The 23,450-nt window shown below is 64.1% G+C and carries 20 protein-coding genes; 10 read left to right on the forward strand and 10 right to left on the reverse strand.

All coding sequences use genetic code 11. The features are described from left to right. Positions 1–196: 196 nt before the first annotated feature. Together ACCC97_RS26515 and ACCC97_RS26520 are read right to left on the reverse strand one after the other, a co-directional pair. The gene (locus ACCC97_RS26515; RefSeq protein ID WP_145745797.1) at positions 197–2,269 is read right to left on the reverse strand and encodes a ParB/RepB/Spo0J family partition protein; all 2,073 of its coding nucleotides are present in this window, start codon (positions 2,267–2,269) and stop codon (positions 197–199) included. 78 nt (positions 2,270–2,347) lie between these two features. Then, a complete protein-coding gene (locus ACCC97_RS26520; RefSeq protein ID WP_145745798.1) occupies positions 2,348–3,181 on the reverse strand; it encodes a DUF932 domain-containing protein in 834 nt (277 codons plus the stop codon). Positions 3,182–3,724: 543 nt separating this feature from the next. Between ACCC97_RS26520 and ACCC97_RS26525 the strand changes: the two genes are divergently transcribed. Next, positions 3,725–4,537: an NYN domain-containing protein gene (locus tag ACCC97_RS26525; RefSeq protein ID WP_145745799.1), complete on the forward strand. Its 813-nt coding sequence runs from the start codon at positions 3,725–3,727 to the stop codon at positions 4,535–4,537. A 45-nt stretch (positions 4,538–4,582) separates the two neighbouring features. On the opposite strand, the gene ACCC97_RS26530 is transcribed toward ACCC97_RS26525, so the two are convergent. The 5 genes from ACCC97_RS26530 to ACCC97_RS26550 all read right to left on the reverse strand — a co-directional run bounded on the left by ACCC97_RS26530 (position 4,583) and on the right by ACCC97_RS26550 (position 11,946). Then, a complete protein-coding gene (locus ACCC97_RS26530) occupies positions 4,583–4,723 on the reverse strand; it encodes a JAB domain-containing protein (protein WP_261380355.1) in 141 nt (46 codons plus the stop codon). 426 nt (positions 4,724–5,149) lie between these two features. Next, the gene (locus ACCC97_RS26535) at positions 5,150–7,201 is read right to left on the reverse strand and encodes an acetoacetate--CoA ligase (RefSeq protein ID WP_145745801.1); all 2,052 of its coding nucleotides are present in this window, start codon (positions 7,199–7,201) and stop codon (positions 5,150–5,152) included. Next, a complete protein-coding gene (locus ACCC97_RS26540) occupies positions 7,198–9,516 on the reverse strand; it encodes a LamG domain-containing protein (RefSeq protein WP_209535067.1) in 2,319 nt (772 codons plus the stop codon). Before ACCC97_RS26540 ends, ACCC97_RS26535 begins: the two co-directional genes overlap by 4 nt. Beyond that, entirely contained in the window at positions 9,513–10,490 is a 978-nt protein-coding gene (locus tag ACCC97_RS26545) for a Bug family tripartite tricarboxylate transporter substrate binding protein (RefSeq protein WP_209535066.1), read from the reverse strand. Before ACCC97_RS26545 ends, ACCC97_RS26540 begins: the two co-directional genes overlap by 4 nt. Before the next feature lie 46 nt (positions 10,491–10,536). After that, positions 10,537–11,946, reverse strand: a complete 1,410-nt coding sequence (locus tag ACCC97_RS26550; protein ID WP_209535064.1) for an aspartate aminotransferase family protein — start codon at positions 11,944–11,946, stop codon at positions 10,537–10,539. 71 nt (positions 11,947–12,017) lie between these two features. Between ACCC97_RS26550 and ACCC97_RS26555 the strand changes: the two genes are divergently transcribed. Further along, positions 12,018–12,935 (forward strand): LysR family transcriptional regulator, encoded by a 918-nt coding sequence (locus ACCC97_RS26555; protein WP_145745805.1) that lies wholly within the window; start codon positions 12,018–12,020, stop codon positions 12,933–12,935. Between the two features lie 84 nt (positions 12,936–13,019). Here the strand turns inward: ACCC97_RS26555 and ACCC97_RS26560 are convergent, their stop codons facing one another. The 3 genes from ACCC97_RS26560 to ACCC97_RS26570 all read right to left on the reverse strand — a co-directional run bounded on the left by ACCC97_RS26560 (position 13,020) and on the right by ACCC97_RS26570 (position 15,814). Then, the gene (locus tag ACCC97_RS26560; RefSeq protein WP_261380356.1) at positions 13,020–13,478 is read right to left on the reverse strand and encodes a RidA family protein; all 459 of its coding nucleotides are present in this window, start codon (positions 13,476–13,478) and stop codon (positions 13,020–13,022) included. 78 nt (positions 13,479–13,556) lie between these two features. Then, positions 13,557–14,072, reverse strand: a complete 516-nt coding sequence (locus ACCC97_RS26565) for a GlcG/HbpS family heme-binding protein (RefSeq protein ID WP_145745806.1) — start codon at positions 14,070–14,072, stop codon at positions 13,557–13,559. Between the two features lie 821 nt (positions 14,073–14,893). After that, positions 14,894–15,814, reverse strand: coding sequence for a LysR family transcriptional regulator (locus ACCC97_RS26570; RefSeq protein WP_145745807.1), 921 nt, complete (start codon positions 15,812–15,814; stop codon positions 14,894–14,896). Between the two features lie 123 nt (positions 15,815–15,937). On the opposite strand from ACCC97_RS26570, the gene ACCC97_RS26575 reads away from it, so the two are divergent. From ACCC97_RS26575 to ACCC97_RS26610, 8 genes are all read left to right on the forward strand, one after another. Then, complete coding sequence (locus tag ACCC97_RS26575; protein WP_145745808.1) at positions 15,938–16,921, forward strand: Bug family tripartite tricarboxylate transporter substrate binding protein; 984 nt, start codon at positions 15,938–15,940, stop codon at positions 16,919–16,921. Between the two features lie 53 nt (positions 16,922–16,974). Next, positions 16,975–17,694 carry a DUF1028 domain-containing protein gene (locus tag ACCC97_RS26580; protein ID WP_145745809.1) on the forward strand — a complete coding sequence of 240 codons (720 nt, stop codon included), beginning with the start codon at positions 16,975–16,977 and terminating at the stop codon, positions 17,692–17,694. 31 nt (positions 17,695–17,725) lie between these two features. Next, complete coding sequence (locus ACCC97_RS26585) at positions 17,726–18,709, forward strand: tripartite tricarboxylate transporter substrate binding protein (RefSeq protein ID WP_209535062.1); 984 nt, start codon at positions 17,726–17,728, stop codon at positions 18,707–18,709. Between the two features lie 33 nt (positions 18,710–18,742). Further along, entirely contained in the window at positions 18,743–19,468 is a 726-nt protein-coding gene (locus ACCC97_RS26590) for a DUF1028 domain-containing protein (RefSeq protein WP_209535060.1), read from the forward strand. A gap of 179 nt (positions 19,469–19,647) precedes the next feature. Further along, positions 19,648–20,817, forward strand: a complete 1,170-nt coding sequence (locus tag ACCC97_RS26595; RefSeq protein ID WP_145745812.1) for an MFS transporter — start codon at positions 19,648–19,650, stop codon at positions 20,815–20,817. A gap of 149 nt (positions 20,818–20,966) precedes the next feature. After that, on the forward strand, positions 20,967–21,809 hold the full coding sequence (locus ACCC97_RS26600) for an intradiol ring-cleavage dioxygenase (protein WP_145745813.1): 843 nt from the start codon (positions 20,967–20,969) through the stop codon (positions 21,807–21,809). A 5-nt stretch (positions 21,810–21,814) separates the two neighbouring features. Beyond that, positions 21,815–22,909: a maleylacetate reductase gene (locus tag ACCC97_RS26605; protein WP_209535059.1), complete on the forward strand. Its 1,095-nt coding sequence runs from the start codon at positions 21,815–21,817 to the stop codon at positions 22,907–22,909. A gap of 46 nt (positions 22,910–22,955) precedes the next feature. Further along, positions 22,956–23,342: a RidA family protein gene (locus ACCC97_RS26610; protein ID WP_125966973.1), complete on the forward strand. Its 387-nt coding sequence runs from the start codon at positions 22,956–22,958 to the stop codon at positions 23,340–23,342. The last annotated feature ends 108 nt before the right edge of the window (positions 23,343–23,450 follow it).

The raw sequence follows: 23,450 nt of genomic DNA on the forward strand, positions 1-23,450 counted from the left end.
TTGGTCAGTCCTTCGACACAGAAGCCGGCCCGGCCCGGAAAACGCATGCTGACACGCACCTCCACCCAGTCGCTGACCGGGCAGTTGGCCGACCGCCTGGCCGAGCGCATCCCCACCCCCCAGCAGCCCCCCCCCCCCCCCCCCCCCCCCGGTCGCGCCGATTCAAAAGCCCCGGCCCGAAGGCCGGGGCTCATGTTCACGCAGTAGCGTGCTCGCCCTCTTTGGCCACCGCCTCGATGCTGCCACGGCCTACGGCTTCGGCCCTGACCTCACTCTCCGGCACGACACGCGTTTCCGCTTCGGCTGCGACAGCAGCGTCCTGCCCCCGGAACATCACAGGCAACCAGCCCGTACCCACCGCCAACCGCTCGGCTTCGCTCGCGATCTCGGCCTTCTTGAGCTTGCCCAGCCGGTTCACCTGATCCGGCGCGAACGCCTGCACCGCTTCCAGCGCCTTGGCTTTCGAGACATGCTCGAAATAGCCCGCAGCGGTCGGCGTCCACCAGTCGTGCATATCGAGGTTCACCGCCCGCGCGAGCGCGGCGGCGGGCACCTCCTCTTCGTGCGAAGCCAGCACGCTGACCGTGGAGGCCACGCACACCGCCAGCAGCGACAGCAGTTCCTGCAGCGGCAAGGTCAGCAGTTCGGCGAACAGTGCTTCCGGGTTGTCAGGCAGGCGATCGGCCCAAGCCTGTCGAACCTTCGTCATGCCGATGGCTGCAAGCGACTGCGCCACGTCCGGCGCATGCAGCCCCAACCCGTCCTGCGGCGTGGCGCTGATATCGACCGGCGAACCGCCCGAGCCGTAGCTGTCCACAATCACACGCATAGCGAGACGATGCACCAAGGCCACCAACGCGACTTGCGGGTGCCGCGCCACCTCGGCCTGCAAGGCGGCGGTCCGATGCGCGCTCAGGCGCTTCGCCAGCTTCTCCGAGATGCCGGGCTTGGCCGGTCCGTCGCTATCGACTGGGTTAATGCCTGCCCCGCCCTCTTCCTGCCGCGCCTGCTCCCGCAAGGTCTTGGCCTGTTCCTCGCGCATCAAGCCGCGGTGCACGACCACGCCGCCCATGTGATCGACCGACACCACGGCCCCGGCCAGCGCCACCACGGAGGGCGAGTATTCGACCAGCTTCTGCTCGATGGCATCCAGCTCGTTGCAGAGCTCGTCCATTTCCTCCTGCAGCGCCTGCGCCTGTTCGTCGGTCATGTCCGCGTTCTCGTCGTCCAACCGCGCCTGCAGCTTCGCCTGTTGGTCTTCGAGCTTGGCGATTCGCTTGGCCTCGGCCTTGCAGGGTTCGCGCCGCGCGCTGCGCGCGCGTTGGAACTGGTACAGATCGGAGGACGTGACACGCGGCGCGGCATCCACCCATGCCCAGCCTTCGGCCCGCACCTGCTCGACGGTCGGTGCAAGCCTGTCGCGCGCCAGCGCATCCAACAGCGCGCCATCGGTCAGGAAGATGCCGCTTTGCTCGTCCGCGAACAGGTCGCGGCGCACCCCGCCGCCCGCCTGCTCGTAGGCTTCCACCCCCACGAAGCGCGCCACCGCATCGCGGCCGGCGTCGATCTCGTCACCGGTCAGGTGATCGCGCAGCGCCTCGGGGCTGCGCTGCCATTGCGGCGATTCGTAGAACGCCGCCTCCTGCGCCGCATGGTCATCGGTGATGGCCAGCGCCATCAACTGCTCCAGCGTCACGGCCTGCGATCCGAAGTCCGCCAGCAACCGGGGCGAGACATTGGCGAGCTTCAGGCGCCGCTGCACCACCAAAGGCGTCACCCCGAAGTCGGCCGCGATGTCCTCCACCGGACGGCCCTCGGCCACGAGGTCTTTCCACGCGAACAGTTCCTCGATGGGCGACATGGCCTCGCGTTGCACGTTCTCGGTGAAGCTCACGGTACGCGCCGCATCGTCCTGCACCAACAGACAGTGCACCTCATGGTCCTTCGCCAGCTTGCGGCGCTTGACCAGCAGCATGAGCGCAGCCAAGCGCCGCCGTCCAGCGACCACCTCGTAGTGCTCGCCATCGGGTGCGGCCACCACAGTGAGGTTTTGCAGCAAGCCCACGCGGGCAATGCTCGATGCCAGTTCGAGGATCGACGTGCCGCCGCTCTTGCGCACATTGCGGCTCGAAGGCCGCAGCCTGGACAGCGGAATGAGCAGCAGTTGCTGCGAAGCCGCGACAGCGGCAGCGCCGCCCGTGGGGACGGATGCGGCGATGTAAGCGGCTGCGCCGATGGCAGCGGTTTCTTGAAAGGTAGCGGTGTTCATGAGTAGCTCCAATCGGAAAGATGGAAAGACGTAAAACCGAGGAATGAATGGAGGGGCTGCATGCCCCTTCGGAATGGCTCAGGCCTTGAGTTGGCGCATGCCATCGGCCAGCAGCCACAGGGCGCGGTTCAGCCGCAGGTTCTGGTCGATGCCCTGAACGGGCCGCGTGCTCTGGCGGCGTCCGTTGCTGGCGCGGGCACGCAGGCCGCCCTTGATGAGGTTTTCCTGCGTGCGGTTGAACACGCTCCACAGGTCGCGGCGCTCGTCGTCCGTGCGGCGCGGCATCAGGATTTGCGCTTCCGTGATGGGTGCGGGCTTGTCCGGGTCGTCGTACTTGAGGGTCAGCGCGGCGCGGGCGAACACCTCGGATTCCCCGGCGTCCAGCGTGACGGCCTGCATGGATTCGCGCGAGGCTTGCGCCTGTCCGAAACCTTCCAGCACGGCATAGGCGCCTTCGATCACATGGCCCGCCACGTCGCCCTTGTGGGGCACGCGCACGTCGGCCACGGTATCGCCGCACACCAGCCCATTGCTGCACACGAAGCGGAACATGCCCGCCAGCATCTGGTAGCTGCTGGTCCCGTCATGGGAGTTGAGCAGGATGATTTCGTTGGTCTCCTGACCATTGATCTGGCTTGCATGGCGCAGCCGGATCATGTGCTTGGTGAAGTCGCGCCGCCCCTCCTGCCGCACACGGGTCTGGCACACCATGAAGGGCTCGAAGCCCTCCCCTCTCAATTCCCGCAGCACGCTGGCCGTGGGTATGTAGCTGTAGCGCTCCGAGCGGCTGCCGTGCGGGGCCTGCGCGAAGATGGACGGCGCGACGGTCCGTATCTGGTCATCCGACAACGGATGTTCCGAGCGCAGCACCGGCGAGTGGTCGGCGAAACGGAAACGGGATGCAAGTTGCATGGTCTTTCTCCTGACAAGGTTGGCTGTTGAAAAAGCCTCACCGGATTCCTAGATTCGGAGCCCTCTTCGGGTCTTCCGGTGGGGTCGGCACGAAGAACCCGGTCGGCCTCGTTGCCACCGTCTTTCCTGAGTTCATCGCCCGCGGCCAACAGGAGCGCGCGCCGGGGCGCCGTCAAGGAAGAAGCGCCGGGGCTGGTGCGGCCCGCAGCCGAAGGCGAGGACACGGCCTGGCGCGCCTTGACGGCGCCCCGGCGCGCGCTACGGTCGCGGACAAGGTGATGAGGGAAGGAAAGATGGCTGGACTGGCAATGGCCACTCTTCACGCCGACCCCACGCAAGCGAAGCGCGCAGGCCCGGATCAACGAGCCGGGCCGAAGGCGTCAGCCGAGCGGAGCGAGGGAACGATGGAAGCCCCAAGGGGCGAGACGCCAAGGGTGGCTCGATGCGCAAGCACGACAGCGCGGCCGGCCATACCTCCATGGCCGGAGACGCCCGGAATCAGCTACTGTTGCGGGCAATTCAACCAGCAACGCGAAACCCCGGATGAACACTGCCCCAACCGCAACAGAGACACGTGTGGCCGTCCTGGTCGACTGCGACAACGTACCGCCCGACATCCTCGAACACGCACTGCGCATGGTGGCGCAGTTCGGCCGCGTCGTTCTGCGCCGCGGCTACGGCAACCAGGGCACGCTGGCCAACAAATGGCAGGATGCCCTGGTGCGGCTGGCCTTCACCCCCTGCCTGCAGTACCAGTACGCCGCCGGCAAGAACACCGCCGACATCGCCTTGGCACTGGACGCGCTAGAAGCGCTCTTCGACCAGCGAGCCGACACCTTCTGCCTGGTCACCAGCGATTCCGACTTCGCCTACCTGTGCCGTAAGCTGCGCGAACGCGGCGCCACCGTCTGCATCGTCGGCGAGCCCAAGACGCCCGACGCCCTGCGCAACGCCAGCGACCAGTTCTTCGAATGGACACGTCCCGAACCACCGGCGGAAGCAGTGGTCGAGCCCGCGCCGAAGGCCTCCGCGAAAGCGGAGCCGGCCAAGGCCGAACCGCCGAAGCAAGAACCGCCCAAGCCGGCGCCGAAGCGCCGGCCACGCTTCCTCGTCGAGGCCGTCGCACTGCTGGCCAGCGACACGTCCGAAGGCAAGGTGGGCCTGGGCGTCCTGGGCCAGTACCTCAAGCGCACCGACCCGGCCTTCTCGCCCCAGACCTACGGCCACTCCGGACTGTTGAACATGGTCAAGACCTACGACCTCCTGGCGCCTCAGCAGGAAGAAGGCGGCCACTGGTCGGTAAGCCTGCTGCCCAAGGCCGAGGGCGCGGCGGAGGCCAACGTGCCGCACACATAGGACGTGCAGCGGCACATTGACGCAAAGGCCTGAAAGGCCCCGGCTTCACAGAAGCGCGCGCTCGGCCATCGAGAGGACCGTGCCGCCCGAGACGGTCAGGAGATCCAGCACCTGCACGTCAACCAGCGTCAGCGCTGCCACGAGTGTCAGGGTCAGAGCCTTGTCGGACCGCGACGGCTCGGCCACGGGAGCCGCTAACTGATTCAACGCGAGTATTCGCGTGAATTCACCGGTTTTCTCAGCCCGCTCGCTTCCGGACTTTCCTTCGCTCTAGATACTCAACCATTGCTTCAACACTGTTGGATCCATCTGTTTCGGCTGTGCCAAGTGCCTCTGGCGTGACATCGGGCTGCGGCAATACGAAGTTGTCGCCCCAATCGAGACATTTGAGGTCCATGACCGCGCCCGTGAGGCCGTCGGTCAGGCCACCGACTTGGCACTTGTAGAAGTGATTGATGACCCCAGCACAGAGGTCTGCCAATTGAAGCTGTGGGTGTTGCTTCGAGTCCCCTTGGGTCAAAGAAAGTGCACGGAGCGGAAACTTTGTCTTCCTGCGATCAGTCCCGATGGTTTGGGATCCCTCATCTGGTCCAGCCATCATGCACATCCGCATCAGCCTATGCGACGGCGGTACCTTTGGGCGAAATCCACATACCAGTCGATGCTCCCAGGCTCGGCGAGCGCATCTCGGCTCACGACCTTCTCGAGCGCGTGGCCCAGCAGCAGCTTCTTGACGGGCAACTCCAGCTTCTTGCCAGTGATGGTCTTCGGGATCGCGCTCACCTGGACGATTTCGTTGGGGACGTGGCGTGCCGACAGACCCGTGCGCAAGGCCTGCCGGATGCGCTGCGCCAGCGGCTCGTCCAACTCGATGCCGGGCCGTAACTGGATGAACAGCGCCATGTACGAATCGCGCCCGAGGTACTCCAGGTCCACGACCAGGCTGTCCAGCACTTCGGTGATGCCTTGCACGACACGGTACAGCTCGGATGTTCCCATGCGCACGCCTTGGCGGTTGATGGTGGCGTCTGAACGGCCGTAGATCACGCCTGCCGTGGCTTCCGGCCGTGGCGCCAGTCGCAACCAGTCGCCATGCCGCCAGACGTTGCGGCCCCGGCTGTCCTTGAAGGTCTCGAAGTAGCTCTCCAGGTACCGCCGATTTCCCTCGTCTCCCCAGAAGTACAACGGCATCGAAGGCAAGGGCCTCGTGCACACCAGTTCCCCCACCTCGTCCAGCACGGGCTGGCCGGCCTCGTTCCACGCCTGCACGCAGGCGCCCAAGGTGCGGCATTGCATCTCGCCTGTGTACACCGGCAGGGAGGGGAGCCCCACTAGGAAACCGCCCGCGATGTCCGTTCCGCCGGAAACGATGTTGAGCCAGAGATCTTGTTTGACGGCGCTGTACAGCCAATCACAAGCCTCGGGTGACAACGGAGAGCCGGTGGACGACACCGTGTGCAACTGCCGCAGGTCCGCGATCTCGCGCGGCACGATGCCGGCCTTCAGGCAGGCGTGGTGGATCGCAGCGCCGGCGCCGAAGACGTGAATGCCCAGCCGTCCCGCCAGCTTCCACAGGTGGCCCCAGTCCGGCTCGGCACCGGCGCCGGTCACGGCGCCGTCGTACAGCACGAGGGTGGCGCCCCCCAGCAGCCCCATGACGTGCGCGTTCCACACCATCCACGACGTGTTGGCGGCCCAGAAGACGCGCTCGCCCGGGTGCAGGTCGCCATGCAGGACCATGTTCACCATGCCGTTCGCGAGCACGCCACCGTGGCCGTGGACGATCGCCTTGGGCAGCCCCGTCGTTCCCGACGAGTAAAGAATCCACAGCGGGTGATCTGCCGGGAGCGCCGCCGGCTGCCAGGCTGTCACGCATGCGATGGCCTCCTGCCAGCGCACCGTCGTGCGGCCCGTGGCCTGCCCGGGCGGATGCGCAGCCGCGTCAAGATGCGGAATCCAGAGGATGCCGGTGACCGTCGGCAGCTCGCGCAGGATCTCGTCCAGTGCGCCGCGGCGGTCGAACGGCTTGCCGCCGAAGCGATAGCCATCTACTGCGACCAGCACCTTGGGCTCGATCTGGCGAAACCGGTCGCCCACGCTGACCGGCCCCATGTCCGGCGCGCACAGGGACCACACCGCGCCCAAGCTGGCGGCGGCCAGGAACGCAACGACCGCCTGGGGGATGTTGGGGAGGTAGCCGGCCACTCGGTCACCTTGCTGCACACCCAGGTCACGCAGGGCCTGGGCCACTGATGCCACCTGGCGCTTGAGCTCGTCCCAGCTCACAGCGCCGGTGCCCGAGGCTTCGCTTTCAAATACGATCGCGGGCGAGGCCAGGTGCGCGTGGCGGAACACCTGGTCGACCAGGTTGAGTTGGGCGCCTTCGAACCAGCGGGCGCCCGGCATGTCGTCGCTGGACAGGATGCGCTCATACGGCGTTCGCAACGGAAGCTCGAAGAAGGCCAGGACGGCGCTCCAGAAGCCCTCCAGATCGGTCACTGACCATTGCCACAGCGCCTCATAGTCCTCGAAGCGAAGACCGCGTTCGCGATCCAGCCAGGCCTCGAAGAGCGTGATCAGGGCCCGTGCCTTGCGGTCCGGCGCAGGCGTCCACAGGGGTGCATCGAGCGCCGTGTGAGAGGTGATTTCTGGATGTGTGGTCATCGCGGTGCCGTTTTGCTGGTGGGCGCTTGCATGAGATTCCTGGGGGCCACGCCGAAACGATGCAGCACGTTGCCAAGCAGTTGTCCGAAAAGCGGGTCGTTGCCGATCACCCAGGCCGCGCCGACGGCGCCTGCATGAAACACGCGCCCGCCTTGCGGCCGCTCCCAATAGATCATTTCGGCCGAAAGCCCGTCGAGCGATTCGGTGGGCCTCGAGTAGTAGTCGAGGTAGGCGTCCAGCTTGCCCGGGACGCGCCGGATGCCCTTGGCGATGACCTCGATGCCCTCCTGTGCGACGGGAAGAGAAGCACCCGGGGGGCAGCACTTCGTCATCTTCGCGAGGGTCGAAAGAGTCAGGTCCCACTCGTGTCCGATGGCGCGCGGCAGCCCACCGCCGGGTGCGTGGCCGAAGGTTTCGCCCTTGCCGAGGCCCAGCGGCTGCGGTTCGTTGAAGAGCGCATGCGCGGGCAACTCGACGTGATAGACGCCGAAGTCATCGCCGTCGGCGAAGGCCCAGCCGGCAGTTTCGAGGCCGATGATCTCGCCGGCAGGCCGGCCCGATGCCTTGAGCCGTCCGCCGCGCGCCCAGTCCTGGCTGTGGTACTGCTCGCCAAACGCGCCTGCCGGTGGGCCAACCGGAGGCCTGGTGTCGTCGTGATCGGGTCCATTGACCTTGCGCTGCTCCATGACGGTGAAGTCTTCGTCGTAGCTCACGCGCAGGTACATGGTGTTGCCCGACAGCACGACAGCGCTGCCGCCGCGCTTTAGGAAATCGTCGAGCCCTTCCACGCCGGGCAGCGACCAGTATTCGCTGTGGCCGTTGATGACCACGGTCTTGTAGCGAGCGAGCAGCGACGGGTCGCGATGCAGGTCGATGTCTCCGATCACGTCGTAGTCGTAGCCTTGTTGGTCGAGCCACACGTGCAGGTGTCGTTCGAGCCGCGTCCACTGGCCGAAGCCGCTCTCGGCCGGATCGTAGAGCGCATTGGGACTGGCGTTTGGCCAAGGCATGCGCAGGCCGACCTGGTAGCAGGGTTGGCCGTGGCGGTGATAGACGTAGCTGCTGTAGGCCGGCGCTTCGGGGTGGCTGTTCTCCAGGCCCTCCGAACGGCGCGGCCATACCGGGTCGTCGATCACGTTCTTCGCGAAGGGCGTGGTGGCATAGGCGAGCCAGCTGTTGACGGCGCACAGGACGAGGATCGGGGCCGGTGCCACGTGCGCGGGCTTGCGCACGATGAAGGTGATGTCGTAGTCCGCCGTGCGGCCTTCGATATCGAAGCGCGCGCGGCCGACGTAGACGCCAGATCGGGCGTCTTCGGGCATGCGGAATTCGTGCACCGCGTCCCAGCGGCAATCGTAGAGATCATCGCCCGCGAACCGCAGGCCGTGCCCGCGCGTCGGGTCGTGGAGCGGGTCGTAGGGCGATTCGTCTTCTTCGTACTGGCCGACCTTGCCGGGCTCGAAGGCCGGGCCGACGATCATCCAGGTGGCGTGGTTCACGATGCGTCCCGTGCGTTGGTATCCGCTGGCATCGGCCACTTGCGAGCCGCGCTCTTCCCGCAGTGGCCAACAGGCGAGTACCGAACGGCCCGTTGCGATCTGCAATCCGCGTTGTCCATGGCGGGCGGCGATCTCGCTGCCCGACAGCGCCCGGTCGTACAACGCAGGCATGACGAGGTCGGCTTCGAGGAACAGGTCGGCCAGGCCGGCGATGCCGCTTGCGCCGAGCCGCAGCGGCGCGGCTGCGGGCGCGACGGCCTGCAGCGCGGGCCACTGCGCCACGCACCCCCCATCGATCCACAGCGTTGCGAGCTCGCCGTCCCACGTGGCGGCAATGTGCTGCCAACGACGCGCAGCAAGCCGGCCGTGCGATGGCGTGGCGTTGTCTCCCAGATGAAACGACAGTGCGCCGCCCGGTTCGATGAAGAGCGCAAGGCCGCGGTGCGCGGGGTCGTCGTACTGGCTGACGATGGTCTGCCTGACGTCGACCGTCCAGGGCTTGATCCAGCATTCGAAGCTCAATCCGCGCAGCGGAAGGCCGGCTGGCAAGCCACGTTCGATATGCACGTAGGAGCCGGGGTGGATCGGCTGCACGCGCCCCTGATGCGGCGTGAACGCTTCAAGTGGCACGTCGTCGCTGCGTCCTTCGACGTCGCTGCCCAGCCGGCAGACCGCGAATTCGTAGGGCACGTTGCTGCTGACGTGGAAGCGGACGAGGTCACCCGCCGCCACGGTCTTGGCATCGGCGTAGCCGTGCAGGCCGGGCAGCTGCAGCGCTTTGTGCGGCGGGATCGGGTGCGGGGCGGCCGCTGTCATTCCGACGTGAAGCCCGAGGCCTTCACCACCGGTCCCCAGCGCTTGATGTCGTCGGCGATGAGGGCCGAGAGTTCCTCGGGCGTGCTCGGATTCGGATCGCTGCTGAGCTTCAGCAGCCGTTCCTGCACGTCCTTGTTGGCCAATGCCTTGCCGAGTGCCGTATTCAGTTGGTCGACGATGGGCCGCGGCGTGCCCGCCGGCACGAAGAGGCCGGTCCATTCCAGGTTGTCGAAATGCGGCTGGCCGAGTTCCTTGAGCGTCGGCACGTCGGGCAGCAATGCGGCACGCCGGGTGCCGTTGACCGCCAGCACCTTGAGCTTGCCCGACTGCTGGTGAGCGACGAGATCGGCAATGGGCATGATGCCGGCCGAGATCTGGTTGCCGAGCAGGTCCTGCACCAGCGGCGCGGCGCCTCGGTACGGCGCGGCGACGAGGCCAGCCTTGGCGTCGCTCCCGAGCCGGTAGCCCATGAACTGCGAGACGCTGCCCGGTGCGGGCACGCCGTAGTTCGCCTTCTTCGGGTCCTTGGTGGCGATGTCGAGCCACTGCTTCACATCCTTGGCCTGCAGCTCCGCAGGCACCGCGATGCCTTCGTAGAAGCTCACGATGCGGCCGATGGGCTTGAAGTCCTTGACGGGGTCGTAGCGCACCGACTTCGTGGTGAGCGGCAGCATGACCATCATGTGCATGTTGGCCAGCAGCACGGTGAGCCCGTCCGCCGGCGCCGTGCGAACGTAGTCAGCCGCGATCGCGCCGCCTGCACCGGTGCGGTTGTCGACGACGACAACCGTGCCGAGTTCGGCGGCCAGCTTGTCGGCAAGCGTGCGCGCCTGCACGTCGGCCGAGCCGCCGGCCGGGTAGCCGACGATGAGCTTCAGCGGGCCGTGCGCGGTGTTGATCTGTGCGGTGGCCGCGGCTGCGAAGGCCAGCGCGGTGCAGGCGAGCGTGACCTTCAGGGTGAACGGGAGCTTCATCGGAGGCTTTCCTGGGTGGGTTGCGAAATCGGTGCGGTCGCCGGATTCAGTGCGCGAGGCCCTTGCGTGCGATCTCGTCGGCGAGATCGGCCAGCGACTTTTCGAGCAGGTCGGCCAACTCGTCGATCTCCGCTTCGGTGATCGTGAGCGGCGGCGTGATCATCTGGAAATCGCCGAAGGCGCCGAGGTTGGCCCGGCGGTTGTAGAGCGCGATGCCATGCTTCAACCCGTGCTCGGTCAACCGCGCGGGTGCGTTGAAAGCGACCGGCAACTGGCTGCGCTTTGCCTTGTCCGAGACGATCTCGATGGCGGTGAGCAGGCCTTTGCCGCGCACGTCGCCGACGATCGGAGAGCGCGAGGCGATGTCGCGCAGGCGTGCCATCAGCAGTTCCCCCCTGTCGCGTGCGCAGGCCACGAGGTCTTGCCGCACGACCTCGTCGACCACGGCGCGCGCCACTGCACACGACAGCGGATTCGTGAAGTAGGTGTGGCCGTGCACGAAGCCGCCGGCACCCGCGATTGCATCGACCATCTTGTTCGGTGCGAGCAGGCAACCGAGCGGCGTGTAGCCGGCCGCCAGGCCCTTGGCGAGCGTCACGAGGTCGGGGCGCGCGCCCTCCCAGTGGTGCGCGGCGAGGAAGGCGCCGGTGCGGCCGGCGCCGCTCATGATTTCGTCGAAGATCACCAGCACGCCGTAGCGGTCGCAGATCTCGCGCACGCGCCGAAAGTACGCCGCCGAGGACACCACCGCGCCGGTCGAGAGGCCGCCGATGGGTTCGAGGATGAACGCCAGCACCGTCTCCGGGCCTTCGCGCAGGATGGTCTGTTCGAGCGCGTCGGCACACGCCTGCTCGTGCGACTCCACCGTGTGGCCATCGGGGATGCGGTACGACAAGGGCGCCGGCACTTTGGGCATGGCACGAACCATCGGGCCATACAGGTTGAGCGTGTTGGCATCGCCCGTGACCGCGAGCGCACCGAGGGTCGAGCCGTGGTAGCTGGGGTCGCGCGAGATCACCTTCGCGCGGTTGCCCTGGCCGGTCACGACCGCGTACTGGCGCGCCAGCTTGATCGCTGCCTCGTTGGCCTCCGATCCACCCGAGACGAAGAATGCGCGATCGAAGCCGTCGCCCGCGAGTGCGCAGACGCTGTCGGCCAGCGCGATGTTGTGCTCGCTCTCGAAGAAGCGCGGGTACGCGAAGGTCACCTTTGACGCCTGTTCGGTCATCGCGGCCAGCACGCGCGGATTGCCGTGGCCGATGTTCGCGACGACGGCGCCGGCCGTTGCGTCGAGATAGCGCTTGCCGTTCGCGTCCCACAGAAAGACGCCTTCGCCGCGGGCGACGCGCGGCGGACGGACCGACCCCTTGGGTGCGTAGAAGCCGAGGACGGAGCCGCCTTTGGGCTCGTCGCCGATCCGGGCGATGCCGGCCGTGGGGGAGTTCGAAGTGTTCATGGCCCGACGATACGAAGCGCAGTCACTTTCCGCTAGACGCATGGAGCGATGAAGTGCTATACGTATAGCGCATGAAGCACGTACATGACCGACTCGATCTGCTCGACACTTTTCAGAAGATCGGCGAGAGCGGATCGCTCAGCAAGGCGGCCCGTTTGCTGGGCATGACGCAGCCCACGGTCAGCCGGCGACTGCTCGAGTTGGAGCGGCTGCTCGGCTGCAAGCTGGCGCTGCGCACGACCGCGAGCTTTTCGCTCACCGATGAAGGGCGATCGCTGCTCGTCGAGGCCCGCGACCTCGGCGATCGCTGGTCAGGCCTGTCGCAACGCCTGAAGGGCGGGCAGAGCCGGCCAGAAGGCACGCTGCGCGTGATCGGGCCTTCGGGGTACGGGACGGGCTTCCTGACTGACGCGGTGACTGACCTGCGCGCGGCGCATCCCGCGTTGCGTGTCGAACTCACGCTGACAGATCGGTTGCTCGACCTGACGGCGTGGGGCGCGGATTGCTGGGTCTGCGTGGGCGAGGTGCGTGACCCTGGGTTGGTGAGCCGCAAGCTCGGCACGATGGAGCGCGTGCTGATCGCCACGCCCGAACTGCTCAAGAAGCTGGAGCCCGTCAGCATCGCGCGCCTTTCGCAGTTGCCCTGCGTGGGGCTCGTACCGTACGTGACCGGCAACGTGCGCATGCTGGACCGGGCGGGCCGCTCCCGCATGGTCATGCTCGACACGCCGGTCCAGACCGACAGCCTGTTGTCGAGCTACCGCGCGATCCTCAACGGAGCGGGCATCGGCGCAGCGGCTCCCTGGATGTGCCAGGAAGACCTCAACACGGGCCGGGTGCAGCGGGTGCTGGCGAACTGGTGGCTTGAGCCGATCGCCATTCACGTCGCGCTGCCTCCGGGCATCTACAGGCCCGCGCGCGTGACCGCATTCATCGAGGCCCTCAAGGCAAGGATGTCTGCCCTTTCCGGATTCAAGCCATCGCACTAAGAAAAGCAAACCACCAAGACGTACCCAATGCCCTTGCAATCCGGCGGACGGGATCGGACCATCATTCGCCGCCAACAGGAAAGTCTATTTATCACCAATGACCGCGATTGCAGACACCTCAATCATCATTCCCACGAAAGGCAGACTGTGTACCGTGATAGACGTACTTGCAGGGAAGTTGCCTTCGGGCCAGAACTCGTGGCGGATCGGAATGAGCGGCTCCAGCAGCCTGGGGTCGGTCAGATAGACAGTAATGTTGACGACATCTTTCATGCTGCCGCCGGCGCGTTTGACCGCTGCGTCGATGGCTCGGAAGATCACGCGGGCCTGGCCTTCGAAGTCGCCGGCCATCGATTTTCCTTGTTCGTCCCTTATACCGACTTGACCCGATATCCAGAGCGTCTTTCCGCCTTGCGTCGCCACCGCGGTGGAATACCCACGGGGCTGCCCAGCTTCCGATTTGAGGTACTCGCGGGCATTCGCAGTCATTGTCAAAAAAAGCGAACTGCATACTGTGGCGAGCAGTGCATGGCGAAATTTCATATCCACTCCTAAGTTGACGAGCCGGTTTCAATAGGGCATGCAGGTACATGCGCACTTGTTGGCGATGTCGGCAAGGCCTCATCGCCCCATCGCTGCCACGCCACCAGTCGCCACGACCGAGTCCTGATCTGGAGAGCCGCCTGAGGCGCCGATCGCTCCGACGATCATGCCCGCTTGCATCAGCGGAATGCCGCCTTCAACTGCGTTCGCATGGGGCAGGGTAAGAATGCGCAGGCCGGCGTTGCCAGCTGCCAGCGCATCCTGAAACGCTTTGGTCGGACGACGGTACATCGCGGCCGACACCGCCTTGTTCTGGGCGACCAGAATGCTGGCGTTCTGAGTGTTGTCCATCTTCTCGAATGCCACGAGGTTGCCCCCGGTATCCACCACTGCCACCGCCATGGGAACGTTGATTCGGCGAGCCTCGGCAAGCGCAGCACCGATAGCGTGGCGGGCCTGCTCGAGATTGATGTTGTTTCCGTACTGCGGGACTGAGACCGCGGCGGGCGCGGGCGCCTGCGCGATGGCCGGTACGTTTCCCCCGTATACGGCAAGCGCAGCGATGAGGGATGCGATATTGCGGACAGTAACCATGGTGAATTGCTCCGGGTATAGAAGAAGCGCGCGCACGCATGCGCACCGCAGGGTGGTACCCGCTTCCCTCTGTTGATATGAGTTGTCCAGTTGCGAACTGCTGTCGAAATATCTTCGACGTTCAGATTTCGCACACGAAATCGACCGCATGAATAGGGATCATGTGCAGGTCCCTAGAGCGTCGGCGCTGCAGACTCCAACTCTGTCCTGAGCTTCTGCGCGATGCTCTTCATGAGCCGATGCAGTCTAGGAGACTAGGCAAGCCCACCAGTTCGAGGCTGGCGATCGCCAATTGAATGAGGTTGTCTGATCGAGGCTCCGCATATTCGACTTCGGCGTGAGAGATGAACTGCACTCTATAAATTCATCGATCGTGTGCAAAGAGAAATTTCTGGAAATCACATTTCCTTGAGATGGAAAATTGGATTAGTTCACCAAGCAATCGCTGTGTGCCCAGGTTTCGGAGCAAGGCAGCCTCAGCGGCGCAGCCACGGCACTAGGGCTTTCGGACCCCACGGTGATACGCCGCTGGCCGCGCGCAGATCGGGGACGGGAGACGGCTGGGCCAGCGTAATCCGTCAATCAACTATGCTCTTGCGCGTGATACGAGCGCGGACGTTTGCGCGACGATTCATGCGCCGCGGAATCGTATGCTCTAAGGCAGCAGTGCCCCGTAGTCGTCGTGCCGGCCAGCGCGCCGCGCTCGGTAACGAACTCAGCGCTTCCGACCCAGAGTTCTTTGCCGGTTGCATCTTTAGTTGCTGGACGCATAGGTGCACGAGACGGGTAGGTCCAAGCTCTTGATCCCGAAAGCCCGACCGTCACATCCGTCCGGTCCACTTCCGCTCGTATTCATGGTCGGCAAATTCATCAACCATGAAGTTGATGAACGCGCGAACTTTCGCCGACAAGTGCTTTCGATTGGGGTAGGCGATATTGATCGTGAGTTGCGGCAACTCCCACTCGTCCAGTACAGGCACCAAGCGACCGGCAACAACGTCGTCGTAGAGGATGTAGCTGGGCTGCACGAGTATTCCATGGCCGTTCAGTGCAGCTGCCCTGAGGACCTGGCCATCGTTCGACTCGAGCAAGCCATGAACCGCCACTGATTCCCGCTGCGCCCCGCGGGTGAAACTCAGCTCATTCGGGTTCTTCGCATAGACGTATAGCAAAAGCGCGTGCCGTGACAGCTCGTTCGGGTGTTGCGGCACGCCTCGGTTCGCAAGGTATGCCGGCGAGGCCGCCAAGAATCTCCGTGTGGTCCCCAGCCGGCGAATAGTGATGGTGCTGTCCGGTTCCAGTTCGCGTGTTCGGATTGCGACATCGATCCCGTTGTCGATCATGTCCAAGTACCTGTTCGCGGTCTCTATGTGCACCCGCAGTTGCGGGTACAACTGTTGAAAGCGTGGCAAGCGAGGCGCGATGATTTGCATCGCGAAAGACAGCGAGGCACTCACTCGTAGAACGCCCGAGGGATTGAGCGTAGCGCTTTGGAGTGCCGATTCCGCGTCTTCCAACTCACTGAGGATGTGCCTCGCACGCTCAAGAAATTCCTGCCCCTCGCGTGTCAGGTACAGGCGACGCGTGTTCCGCTCTACCAGCCGCACCTTGACACGGTTCTCGAGCGAAGCCAAGGTGCGACTTGCGGCAGGATTGGACAAGCCCAACGCCTCGGCGGCCTTACCAAGCCCCCCACGCTCAGCAACCTGAATGAAGAGCGATAGCTCAGTGAATCGATCCATTTTTCCGACTTTTGGAAATGTGAATTCCGGGCTGGGTGGTTTGCGTCCTAATTGTGAAATTCTAAAGTGTGGCTCACCGGTTCGGTACATGGGTCTATCCGAATCGCCCACTTTGGAGAAAGCATGAGCATCAATCGTTTCCGTGCGGCTCTTTCCCGCCGTACCGCGTCTGTACTCACGGCAGCAATGCTCGTAGGCGGATCTGTCTTCGCCCAGACAGCGTTTCCGACGAAGCCCATTCGGCTGGTCGTCGCCACGCCAGCGGGAACGTCACCAGACGTTTCGGCCCGTTTTGTTGCCGAGCGCCTCTCCAGGGATCTTGGACAGCCAGTGCTTGTAGACAACAAGCCGGGGGCAAGCTCGATCATCGGCGCGGACACAGTGGCCAAGGCTCCCGCCGACGGATACACGCTTTTCTACGGCACAGCTCCCGCGATCTCGCTCAATCCGCATTTGTTTACCAAGCTGCCATACAAGTCGTCAGACTTTGTGCCGATCATTCACCTCGTCGACGTTCCCTTTGTGCTGAGCGTTCGTGCGAGTTCCCCGTACAAGTCAGTCGACGAGGTGTTGCAAGCCGCCAAGCAGCAGCCCGGCAAGCTGACCTATGCGTCTCATGGTCCGGGTACCCCCAACCATGTTGCGATGCTGGAGCTGTTGCAGAAGACCGGCGCGACGATGACGCACGTGCCATACAAAGATGGAGGCATTCTCGACCTCATGAGCGGAGTCGTGGATTGGGCGTTCGTCGCTTCGGCGGACGCCATTCCTCAAATCAAGGGAGGGAAGCTGCGCGCGCTGGCGGTATCTGCGAACGGACGTATGCCGAGTCTTCCTGGCATACCCGCCCTATCTGAGAGCTTCCCCGGCAGCCAGTTGTACTCGTGGAACGGCATCCTGGCGCCGCGTGGCACTCCTGCGGAAGTGGTGGATCGCTTGTCTGCGCCACTGCAGAAGATCGCGGCATCGAGCGAGTTTCGGCAGTACCTGCTCGAACTTGGATTGATTCCCGCCGGGGGAACGCCTGCAGAGTTTCGTTCGTTCCTGGCCAGGGATTTCGACAACTGGGGAGCAGTGGTGAAGCAGAACAGCATTCGACTCGACTGACTCAGCCAAGCGGAAAGCGTCAATCTCATCAATTCAAAAACGGAGTTTTAGTCATGACTTTCACGATCATTGCGCGCGACAAGCAGTCGGGTGATTTCGGTCTCTGCATTTCGAGCTTCTCGCCGGCGGTGGGTTGGATAGCGCCGTTCGGGTCGGCGCAGGCCGGCGTGCTCTCCTATCAATCCTCCGTGGAACCGCGGCTGGGCAAGGTGGCGCTGGGCCTGCTTGAAAGAGGATATTCAGCGCAGAAGGTGCTCATCGACATGGAGCAGATGGACAAACACTGGGAATACCGGCAGGTCGGCGTCCTCGATGCACGCGGCGGGATGGCGGTCTTCACGGGCAAGAAGAACTATCAATGGGCGGGGCACCGCATCGGGCCCGACTTCATCGCCTTCGGCAACGTGCTCGCCGGCGAGAAGACCATCGATGGGATCTGCGAGGCATGGGAGAGCAACCGAGCTGCGAGTTTCGACGACCGCTTGCTGCGCGCCATCGAAGGTGGCCGCGATGCCGGCGGCCAATTGGAGGGCCAGACCTCGGCGGCAATCAAGACGTTCGGCCGCAAGGGCACGGCGCGGCTCGATCTGCGCTGCGACCACGCGTCCGAGCCGATCGCGGAACTGCGGCGGATCGTCGACTGGTACATGCCACTGGTGGAGTATTACGAGGCGTTGGTCGATGACCCGTCGGTCATGCCCCGGCACAAGGACTGGCTCAAGGAGCGCGGTATCGAACGCGAGTACGGCAAACCGCCGTCGCACCTGGCCTGAACTTCAACCCATTCCTTTCGTAGAGCCAGACATGAGAATCAATCTTTTTCGTTGCGCCGTTTCACGCCGCACCGCGTCTGTATTCGCGGCAGCGGCACTCCTGTCCACGTCCGCCTTCGCCCAGACGCCGTTTCCGACAAAGCCGGTGCGCCTGGTCGTCCCCTGGCCGGCAGGAGCCTCTCCGGATGTCACGGCCCGCTTCATTGCAGAGCGCCTTACCAAGGATCTTGGCCAGCCGGTCCTCGTCGACAACAGGCCTGGGGCGAGCCAGATCATTGGCACGGACCTTGTGGCCAAAGCTCCCGCCGATGGACACACGCTTCTCTTTACCGCGGCTCCGTCGGTTTCGCTCAATCCACATGTGTTTACCAAGCTTCCATACAAGGCATCCGATCTGGTGCCGGTCATCCATGTCGTGGAAGTTCCTTTTGTGATGATCGTTCGCGCTAACTCCCCGTTCAAGTCGGTCGATGAGTTGGTGCAAGCCGCCAAACGGGAACCGGGCAAGCTGAACTACGCGACATACGGAGACGGCACGCCAAGCCACATTGCTGCCCTCCAGTTCGTGCAGAAGGCGGGCATTGCTATGACGGCAATTCCATACAAGGATGGAGGCATCCTTTCTGTCATGAGTGGGGACGTGGAGTTTTCGATGGAAGCGTCAGCTGCCGCCATCCCTCAGATCAACGGAGGCAAGCTGCGAGGGTTGGCAGTGTCTGCAAATGGGCGTGTGCCGAATCTGCCAGGTGTCCCTGTCCTGTCGGAGATTTATCCCGGCAACCAGTTGCATTCATGGAATGGAATCCTGGCGCCGCGCGGCACCCCTCCGGAAGCCCTGAATCGTCTATCAGTGGCATTGCAGAAGATCGTGGCATCGAGCGAGTTCCAACAGAAGGCGCTCGATCTAGGCTTGATTCCAGTGGGTGGAACACAGGCGCAGTTTGCTTCATTCCTGGCCAAAGACTTCGAAGAGTGGGGAGCAGTCGTGAAGCGCAACAACATTCGCCTTGACTGAGCCTATACCTATTACCCTGACAAAAAATTCATCGTGACCTACACAGTAATCGGGCGCTGCCCTCGGACTCACCAGATCGGCGTCGCCGTTGCGACGTATTCAGTTGCCTTCGGGTCGTTCACGCAAGGAGCGCACAGTGCCTATGGCGTCGTGATGTCACAGGCCAACGGGCGCAGGCGGAATGCCCCTCTGGGGCAGAGCCTGCTGCGGCAAGGGCTAACGAGCAAAAGCGTGCTTGCAGCGCTGGTCCAGGATGACGTCCACGAGAGCCTTCGCCAGATCGCCGTGATGACACGAGACGGTTTGGGCGTGGTTCACACGGGCTCGCGCGTCACGGGTTGGGCCGGAGACAAGACGGGGACGGACTACACCGTCTTCGGGAACGTACTAGCAGGCGAACACGTGCTCAATGCGATGGAGGCCAAGTTCAATGAAGATGCGACCTGGCCGCTGGTTGAACGCCTCATCAGCACGCTGGAGTCCGGCAGGGACGCAGGTGGCCAGACCGCCAACGACCGACATTTGCCCGAGCGATCGGCCTGTGTGGTCGTGATGGATCGCGAGAGCTATGCGGCATGGGACCTGCGCGTCGACATGCACGGGACCGCGGTGGAGGAACTGCGTCGCATCTACAACCTGTACAAGCCGTATCAGCCTTACTACGAAGCACGGGAGGTCGACCCCACCAGCTGCCCGACCCAGTTGGCATGGGAGCGCGAGAGCCTGAGCGGCGCTCACCTCCAAGAAACGCTGAAGTGATCAGAGGGCAACTGCCGGCCCTTTGTGCCGCCTCTCCGAACGCCTTGCGCAATCGACGAAACCCCTGACCTTTCCGTCCTCATGAACTTCGCTGGCAACCTCGGCCAGGGTAACGTTGAAAGCCGGGCAGCCGGCCCATCCATTGTGAGCGGACACCCCGAGCGACCGCCAGTGGCGCCATGACGGTCCCCCTCTTGGCTGGCGCAGCGTTTTTCAGCGCGGCCGCCTTGCGCATCTGCGACGCGATGCTGCCGCGCTTGGCCAGCGACTTCAGCGTGACGCCGGGTACAGCCGGGCAGGTCATCATCTGGTTTGCCGTCGCCTACGGCCTGGTGCAGTTGCTGTTCGGACCGATGGGCGACCGCTATGGCAAGGCACGTTTGGTGCGTCTGGCGCTCGCCGGCTGTGCGGGGGCATCCTTGGCGTCGGCGCTTGCGCCCGACTTCCAAGTGCTCGTCTGGACCCGCGTCGCATGGGGCATCGCCGCCGCGGGTGTGATCCCGCTGGCCATGGCCTGGATCGGTGACACCGTCCCCTACGACCAGCGCCAGGTAACGCTGGCGCGCTTGCTCACAGGGACCATCTCGGGAATGATGGCAGGCCAGTTGGCCGGCGGATTCTTTGCCGAATCGGCCGTCGGCTGGCGCGCCGCCTTCCTCAGCTTGAGCGTGGGGTACTCCGTTGTGGCGCTCCTGCTCATGGCGCAAGCGCGGCAGGTACATGCCTCGATCGCCGCGCCCGTCGCTGCTGCTTCTCGGGTGCCGATGTCGCAGCAGTTGCTGTACGTTCTGCGCCTGCCTTGGGCGCGTGTCGTGCTGCTGGCGGTACTGGCAGAGGGGTTCTTCCTACTAGGGCCGCTGAGCTATCTACCCACCTACCTGCATGTGCGCCACGAACTGCCGCTGTCCACGGCTTCTGCCCTGGCAGCTCTCAATGCGGTCGGCGGCTTGGTATACGCCTTCACCGCCAGGCACATCGTGGCCCGCTTCGGGGAATGGCGCATGGTGCTGGCAGGTGGCTGGCTGATGGGGATCGGCTTTCTGGCTTGGTGGATTTCTGCGGGGCCTCTGCTTTCTGGCCTTATCGCCCTGGTGGTGGGTTTCGGAACCTTCCTGTATCACAACACCCTGCAGACCCACGCAACCCAGATGGCGCCTGCGGCACGGGGGACATCCGTGGCCGTATTCGCGTCTTTCCTGTTCACCGGGCAGGCGCTGGGCGTGACCGCCGCCGGGTATGTCGTGGACCGGTTCGGCTTTACTCCAGTCCTGTTGTCGGCGGCTGTTGCCTTGCCTTTCGTGGGCCGAAGTTTTGCGCGTGGCCTTCAGCGCCGGTCGGCTGGCGATTGAGTGCGCCCGGTTTCAATGGCGAGCCACGGTAAACCGATCCAGTTTTCCAAACTCAGGAAATATCATTTCCACTTCAGCGACTTTTCATCTACTTTGTGAAATTTTAAAGTTCGACTGCCCCACGCGAAAAAACGCGCTTCTTGTGAACCATGCGAAACCTCAATCAAGACAACATCACTCAGGCCGTGATCGCCAGCTTCGCAGAGGCCGGGACTCCTCGTCTCCAGCAGATCATGACGAGCTTGGTGCAGCATCTCCATGCTTTTGCACGTGACGTGAAGCTGACGGAGGAGGAATGGTTCCAGGGAGTCGACTTCCTCACGCAGTGCGGACACATCACGGACTCGAAGCGTCAGGAGTTCATCCTGCTCTCCGACGTGTTGGGGTTGTCCATGCTCACGGTTGCGATGAATACCGAGAAGCCGCGAGGATGCACAGAATCGACTGTCTTCGGACCCTTCCATGTCGAAGGTGCGCCCCGGTATGAGCTCGGCGATGACATCGCCAACGGGGCGAAGGGTACGCCTTGCCTGGTGCGCGGGACCGTCCGCGACATCGCGGGTAAAGCCATCCCGGGCGCCGTCTTGGATGTATGGCAATCCGACGAAGACGGACTTTATGACGTACAACAAGAAGGCTTGGAGCAAGCCCAGGCGAGGGGCGTATTGACGGCGGATGGTGACGGCACGTTCTGCTTCCGATCCATCCTCGCTGTTCCCTACGCAATTCCTCACGATGGTCCCGTGGGTCGCTTACTGGAAGCCACAGGACGCCATCCCTGGCGCCCTGCGCACCTTCATTTCATGATCAAGGCGCCCGGCTACCAGACGCTGGTCACGCATGTCTTTCGCGACAAGAGCGACTATCTCGATTCGGATGCCGTATTCGGCGTGCGCCAGTCGCTGATCTGCGAGTGGAAGGAGCAGGCGGATGGCAGCTACCTGCTGGAGTTTGACTTCGTGCTCAACCCGGCTCGGGGGCACTCGAGTTGAGGGACATGAAGGACTTCGTCTATACCGCGCAACCCTCGCGAGTGGTTTTCGGTGCCGGAAGCCTGTCGCACCTCGAGCGGGAGATCGATCTGCTGGGTGCCAGGCGAGCGATCGTTCTTTCGACTCCCGAGCAGGCCGAACAGGCTCGCGCGATTGCCGAGCGCATCGGCAACCGAGCTGCAGGGGTGTTCGCACGCGCGGTGATGCATGTGCCGATCGAAACTGCGCGGGAAGCCCGTGAGTTCGCGCGTCAGCTCAATGCCGATTGCGCCATTGCGATCGGCGGTGGATCCACGACTGGACTGGGCAAGGCGATTGCGCTCGAGTCTTCCCTCCCAGTGCTTGCAATTCCGACGACTTACGCTGGAAGCGAGATGACGCCGATCTATGGCATCACGGAAGCCGGACTCAAAAAGACTGGCAAGGATCCGCGCGTGCTGCCTCGCACCGTAATCTACGACCCCGAGCTCACGCTGGCGCTTCCAGTCGGCATGAGCGTCACCAGCGCGATGAACGCCATCGCGCATGCCGCAGAGGGTTTGTACGCGCAGGACAGCAATCCGGTCATGGATCTGATGGCCGAGGAAGGGATTCGCGCACTTGCACAGGCGCTGCCGGGAATCCGGGCGGACGCCACGGAGATAGCGGCCAGGAGCGACGCGCTGTACGGGGCTTGGCTGTGCGGCACCGTGCTCGGAACGGTCGGCATGGCGCTGCACCACAAGCTTTGCCACACGCTTGGCGGAACATTCAACTTGCCCCACGCTGAAGTCCATACCATCGTGCTGCCCCACGCGATAGCGTTCAACTCAACCGCGGCCCCACAAGCAGTCAGACGCATCGAGCGTGCGCTTGGAAGAAATGGGGTGAGCGCGGCGGCTGGCCTTTTCGACCTTGCGCAGCAAAACGGTGCCCCGGTGGCATTGAAGGATATTGGCATGCGGCACGAGGATCTTGACAAGGCTGCTTACATCGCGGTTGCCAACCCATATTGGAACCCGCGTCCGATCGGCAGCGCCCAGCGCGCCGAAATCCGCGATCTGCTGCAGCACGCCTATGAAGGCGTGAGGCCGAGTTCGATTGGCGCACAAGTGCCTTAACCGCCTGCCTCTCGAGGCAGATTTAACCAACCTTTAGGAGAGCAACATGAAGAGAACCGTAATTCACACGAACAAAGTCCCGCCAGTGAAGGTACCGCTGTCACAAGGCATCAAGGTTGGCGACTGGATCTACACGTCCGGCATGCTCGGTATGGATCCCGCCACGGGGCAACTGGCTGTGGGCGGCATGGAGGCGGAAACGCGCCAGGTCTGTGAGAACCTGAAAGCCGTTCTCGAAGCCGGTGGTTCGTCGCTTCAAGATGTCCACAAGGTCGTCATCTATGTTGCGGACCTTGCGGAAATGTTGCCGATGAACAAGGTGTTCAGCGAGTATTTCCCGAACGATCCGCCGGCGCGTACGACGTTCCAGGCGGCAGCGCTGGTCATGGGCGCCCGGGTGGAGATCGAGGCGATCGCCACCGTCAAGGACTGACCAGGCCAATCAAAGCCCCGCCGCGGGGGGGGGGGGGGGGGCGCGGGGGGGGGGGGGGGGTGGGGGGGGGGTGGGGGGCGGGGTGAGCCGCCCGGGGGGCCGCCCGGG

It is taken from the genome of Variovorax sp. Varisp85 (assembly GCF_047304045.1).
Taxonomy (GTDB): Bacteria; Pseudomonadota; Gammaproteobacteria; order Burkholderiales; family Burkholderiaceae_C; genus Variovorax.